Annotated in this window: 3 protein-coding genes; 2 read left to right on the forward strand and 1 reads right to left on the reverse strand. The window is 69.3% G+C overall.

The window, feature by feature from the left end:
• Positions 1-407: 407 nt before the first annotated feature.
• Positions 408-1,544: an endo-1,4-beta-xylanase gene (locus ACWD1Z_RS36350; RefSeq protein WP_451125027.1), complete on the reverse strand. Its 1,137-nt coding sequence runs from the start codon at positions 1,542-1,544 to the stop codon at positions 408-410.
• A gap of 475 nt (positions 1,545-2,019) precedes the next feature.
• Here ACWD1Z_RS36350 and ACWD1Z_RS36355 point away from each other — a divergent pair, with 475 nt between their 5' ends.
• Together ACWD1Z_RS36355 and ACWD1Z_RS36360 are read left to right on the forward strand one after the other, a co-directional pair.
• The gene (locus ACWD1Z_RS36355) at positions 2,020-3,330 is read left to right on the forward strand and encodes an SGNH/GDSL hydrolase family protein (RefSeq protein ID WP_451125031.1); all 1,311 of its coding nucleotides are present in this window, start codon (positions 2,020-2,022) and stop codon (positions 3,328-3,330) included.
• 92 nt (positions 3,331-3,422) lie between these two features.
• Positions 3,423-5,471, forward strand: a 2,049-nt coding sequence (locus tag ACWD1Z_RS36360) for a glycosyl hydrolase 115 family protein (RefSeq protein ID WP_451125029.1), incomplete at its 3' end; no start/stop codon positions are given.

The following is a 5,471-nucleotide window of genomic DNA, read 5'->3' on the forward strand; positions in this document are numbered from 1 at the left end:
TCAGACAGCTGCAAGTGGGCTGCCGGCACAATGTGAGCTACGTATTTAGTTGATGCGGTTGAAGATGTTCCAGCCGTGGCCGAACTGGCGACCACTGCCGTACGGCATGCCGTCGTCACGAACGAAGTGCGCCCCGCGAGGCGACGGCCGACATGATGTCGACCCCGCCCGGGGCGGCTGAACCGGGACCAGCTGCCGTACAGCAGCGGCTGGCAGCGCGGGTTCGTCGTCCGTCAGGCACGAGGTCACCACCGTGGTCATGGCGGCCGCCGCGACGGGCGGCGGCCACCTCGCCAACATCACCGCCGCCGGATTCCCCGACGGCCTCGCCGGCACGCTCGCCGCAGCCGGCGCCACCTTGGCCGACGATCCGATCGGTGGTGAACCCTGGCGGCGGACCACAGGGATCAGTCTCCCCGAGCCGCTTGCAGCGTGGACCGCAGGGCGTGGAAGGCGGGCTTGCGGCCGAAGTCCTCGGTCATGACCGTCGCGGACCCCTCCCCCTGGAAGAACACCGGCACCCATGAGTACTTGTCGGTGAAGCCCCAGATCGTGAACGAGTTGCAGTCCTCGACGGCCAGACACGCCGACAGCGCTCGCTGATAGTAGTCGGCCTGCTGCTTCTGCTGCGCGTCGGTGGGCATCCCGGTCTCCGGCAGGTCCATCCGTACGTCCAGTTCGGTAACGGCCGTCTCCAGGTGCAGCGCGTCGAACCGCCGCAGGTTCGTCTCCAGATCCTCCGGGAAGCCGTACCGCGTGCTCAGGTGTGCCTGCACGGAGAACCCGTGCACGGGCACCCCCTGCCGGATCAGGTCCTGCGTGAGGGCGTAGTAGGCATCACTCTTGGCGTTGACGCTCTCGACACCGTAGTCGTTGAAGAACAGCTTCGCCTTCGGGTCGGCCTCGTGCGCCCAGCGGAAGGCGTCAGCGACGATGCCCGGGCCGAGTTCACGGATCCAGATGTTGTCCTGCGTACGCAGATCCCCCCGGTCGTCGAAGATCTCGTTCGCGACGTCCCACTGCTGGATCCTGCCGGCGTACCGGCCGACGACGGTGGTGACGTGCTCGCGCAGGATCGCGCGCAGTTCCTCCTTCGAGAAGCCGCCCTGCTCCAGCCACTGCGGGTTCTGGCTGTGCCACAGCAGTGTGTGCCCCCGCACGACCTGACCGTGCCGCTCGGCGAAACCGACGATGGCGTCCGCGGCCTCGAAGTCGTACCGGTCCCGCTCCGGGTGGACGAACTCCCACTTCATCTGGTTCTCGGGCGAAACCGAGCTGAACTGGCGCCCGAGGATCTTCCGGTACTCCCTGTCCGAGGTGAACGGGTCCGGATAGTCCTGCTCCAAGTGGTGGCCGCCGCCTGCCACGGCGGTACCCACGACGAAATCCTCGGGGGCGGCGTCGCGCAGCCGGTCGAGCCTGGCGTTGGAGTGCGGGACGGACTGCCGGTCGGCCGCCGGGTCGGCTCCCGCCACGCCGGCCGTGAGCGGCAGGGACAGGGCGGCGGTGGCCAGGGCCACAGTGAGGAAGCGGAGACGCCTCATGCGGAAAGCCTCATTCCGTATCCTTCGAAAGATTCGATATTTGGATCGAAATATATTCAGTAACGGAAGCTAAGCGCCTGTCGGGGGCAAGGTCAATACCCGTACACACGGCCTCATCGCAGAAGCACTATTCCCGCGACAGTGCTCATCACAGAACGGCATGAAGCGCTGCAAATCAACCTCAACAGGTGTCGTTTCGAGTAGTTGGCTCCTACGCCAGGGGCTTTCAGTCGGCTTGCCCTGTACCTTTCGGCGGCAGGCCCCGAGGACCGAAATGTTTCGACGGTTACACGTCTTGACGTCCCGAAAGTAGGTTGCCTAACGTCGTCGTCGCTCCATGGAAGACCGCGTGGACGCACCTTTTCGGGAAGCCTCGTCGTCGCACCCCGGCTGTGCGGTTCACAGGGCTGTGCGGTTCACAGGGCTGCGCCGCTGACGGTCGGCGCCATGAAGGGACGGCACCGCCGTGCGAAGAATGTCATGGATCAGCAGTCTCACCGCCGTAGGCCTGCTCGCAATCTCACTCCTGACCGCCGCCTCCACCGGCGGAGCGGCGGGCGCGGCCGACACGGAAAACACCACCCGGGAAGGGCGGCACTGGGTGAACACCTGGACGGCCATGCCGCAGTTGACGGAACCCGGCAACATGCCGCCGCCGCCGTTCACCCAGGAGGATGCCGTCCTCGTCGACAGCACCCTGCGTCAGACGGTGCGGGTCACGGTCGGCGGGGAGCGGATCCGGCTGCGCTTCTCCAACGCCTTCGGCGGCGCTCCCCTGCCGATCACCTCGGTGTCGGTGGCACGCCCGGTCGACGGCCGGGCCGGGGTCACCGGGATCGAGCCCGGTTCCGCCCGCACGGTCACCTTCCAAGGCGGCGCGTCGACGACCGTGCCGGTGGGTGCGCAGGCCGTGTCCGACCCGCTGCCGTTCGACGTGGCGGCGGGGAGCAACCTCACGGTGACGACGTACCTGGCCGAGGGCCAGGCGTCGCGCGACATCACCTCGCACCCCGGGTCGAGGACCACGTCCCACCTCCTGGCCGGTGACCACGTCGATGCCGTGGACCTGGCGGGGGCCACCCCCACCGACCACTGGTACTTCCTGAGTGGGATCGAGACGTGGGCGCCGAGGCGCACGGCCGCTGTCGCGGTCGTCGGGGACTCGCTGACCGACGGGCGGGGCTCGACCACCAACATGAACAACCGCTGGCCCGACCAGTTCCTCGACCGTCTGCTGTCACGGTCCGGCGGCACGGCGGACACCGCCGTCCTCAACCAGGCGGCGGGCGGCAACCGTGTACTGAACGACGGTCTGGGTCCCAACCTGCTCGCCCGCCTCGATCGTGACGTGTTGGCGCAGAGTGGTGTGGAGTGGCTCGTCGTCTTCGAGGGGATCAACGACATCGGTACGGCGCCGGCCACGCCCGCCGCGCAGAAGGACGTCGCGGCGCGGTTGATCGCAGCGTACGAGCAGATCGTCGTCCGCGCGCACGCCCACGGCATCGAGGTGTACGGGGCGACCCTGCTGCCGTTCGGCGGCAACGAGATGTACGACGACGCGGAAGGGCTGCGGGAGGAGGCCAGGCGGACGGTGAACGCGTGGATCCGTGACAGCGGCCGGTTCGACGCGGTGATCGACTTCGACGCGGCGGTGCGTGATCCAGCCGCTCCGGAGCGGCTGCTGCACTCCGCCGACGGGGGCGACCACCTGCACCTGAACCCGCACGGCTACGGTCTGCTGGCCGACGCGGTGCCCGTCCGGCTGTTCCGGGACACCCGCGGATAGGCAGCGCCCCCGCACGCACTCCACCGCCCCCTGCCACTCCTTGTCTCACACTTCACGCCCTGTCCCGATCGTTCCGTTCCGGAGGTCGAGTAATGAGCAGGTCTTTCGGAGGCGGCACCCCCGCTTCCCCGTCCCCGTATCCCCGTCGGCGCACGGTGCTGGCGGCGGCCGTGGCCACCGCGGTGGCCTCCGTCGCTGCCCCCTCCCCCGTGGCGGCCGCCGCCCCGGCATCGCCGTTCGGGCCGGGTGCCGCCGCCGGGAGAGCGGGGTCCGGCTCCGGCCCCTACCGCCGGTTCGTGTCCTTCGCCCCCGCCCGGGACGCCTTTCCACTGGTGGCGGGCGGTCGGGCGGCGCCGCTCGTGGTCGATGAAGGCGACCACCCCGGCGTGGTGCGGGTCGTCGGGGATCTGCGGACGGACATCGGCCGGGTGACGGGCACGGAGCCCGCCGTCGCACACGGCCTGCCGGGGGCGGAGTCGCGGGACATCGTCCTCGTGGGCACGCTGGGCCGCAGCCCGCTGCTCGACGGCCTGGTCGAAACCGGGAAACTGGACGTGTCCGGTATCGAGGGAAAGTGGGAGACGTCTCTCCAGCAGGTCGTGCGCGATCCGCTGCCGGGCGTGCGGCGCGCCCTCGTGGTCGCGGGCAGCGACCAGCGCGGGACGATCTTCGGAGCGTACGAGGTGTCGCGGCAGATCGGGGTGTCGCCGTGGCACTTTTGGGACGACGTGCCCCCGCACCGCCACGACGAGCTGTACGTGCTGCCGGGCCGCCACACGCAGGGCACTCCGGCGGTGAAGTACCGCGGCTTCTTCATCAACGACGAGAACCCGTCGCTCGGCACGTGGGCCCCGGCGTACTTCGGCCCCGGCCTCGCGCCCGGGTATCCGAACGGCTTCAACAGCAAGTTCTGGGAGAAGGTCTTCGAGGTCATGCTGCGGCTGAAGGCCAACTACCTGTGGCCCGCCGTGTGGGGCCGGGCCTTCGCCGAGGACGATCCGGAGAACCACGCGACCGCCAAGCGCTACGGCGTTGTCATGGGCACCTCCCACGAGGCGCCCATGATGCGGGGCATCGAGGAGTGGAACCGCCACGCCGTCGCCGCGCGGCGCGACGCCGCCGGGAACATCACCGTCCCGGGCCGCGACCCGTACGGCGGCACCGGCGAGTGGAGCTACCGCCGCAACCGCGACGCCATCGAGGCCTACTGGCGCGACGGCGTCCGCCGCATGGTGGAACAGGACTTCGAGGGCGTCGTCACACTCGGCATGCGCGGCAACGGCGACGTCAGCCTGCCCGACGGCGACGGCATCGAGCTGATGGAGTCCATCCTCGCCGCCCAGCGCCGCATCCTCGCCGAGGAGGCCGGGGCCGACCGGCTCACCGCGATACCCCAGGTGCAGACGCTCTACAAGGAGGTCCAGCGGTACTGGGACGAGGGCCTGCGCCCGCCCGAGGACGTCACGGTGATCTTCTGCGACGACAACTGGGGCAACATGCGCAAGCTCCCGGACCAGTCGATGGAGCCACGCGCGGGCGGATACGGCATCTACTACCACTTCGACTACGTCGGCGGCGGCCGGAACTACAAGTGGGTCGACACCACCAACCTCACCTCCACCTGGGAGCAACTCCACCTCGCGTACACGTACGGTGTGGAGCGGCTGTGGGTGGTCAACGTCGGCGACATGAAGAACCACGAGCTGCCGCTCCAGTTCTTCCTCGACTACGCGTGGGATCCCGACCGTTGGCCGCTGGAGCGCCTGGAGGAATGGGAACGGGCTTACGCGGAGGAGAACTTCGGCCCCCGGTACGCCGCCGCGATCGCCGGGGTGCTGCACGCGTACGGTGTGCTCCAGGCGCGCCGCAAACCTGAACTGCTGAACCGCCGGATCAGCCTCGACCCGGCGAAGAACCCGGCCACCGACCCCTCCGCGGTGACTTACGACGACCGGCAGAGCCCCTACCACCTCAACCACTACCGGGAGCTGGAGCGCGTCACCGACGAGTGGCGGCGGCTCGCCGGGCGCGCCGAGCGGATCGGGGCGCTGCTCCCGGCCGAGCGGCAGGACGCGTACTTCCAGCTCGCGTTCTACCAGGTGAAGGCGACGGCGAACCTGTACGCGCTGCGCGAGGCGGAG

This window comes from Streptomyces sp. NPDC002784 (assembly GCF_053592135.1).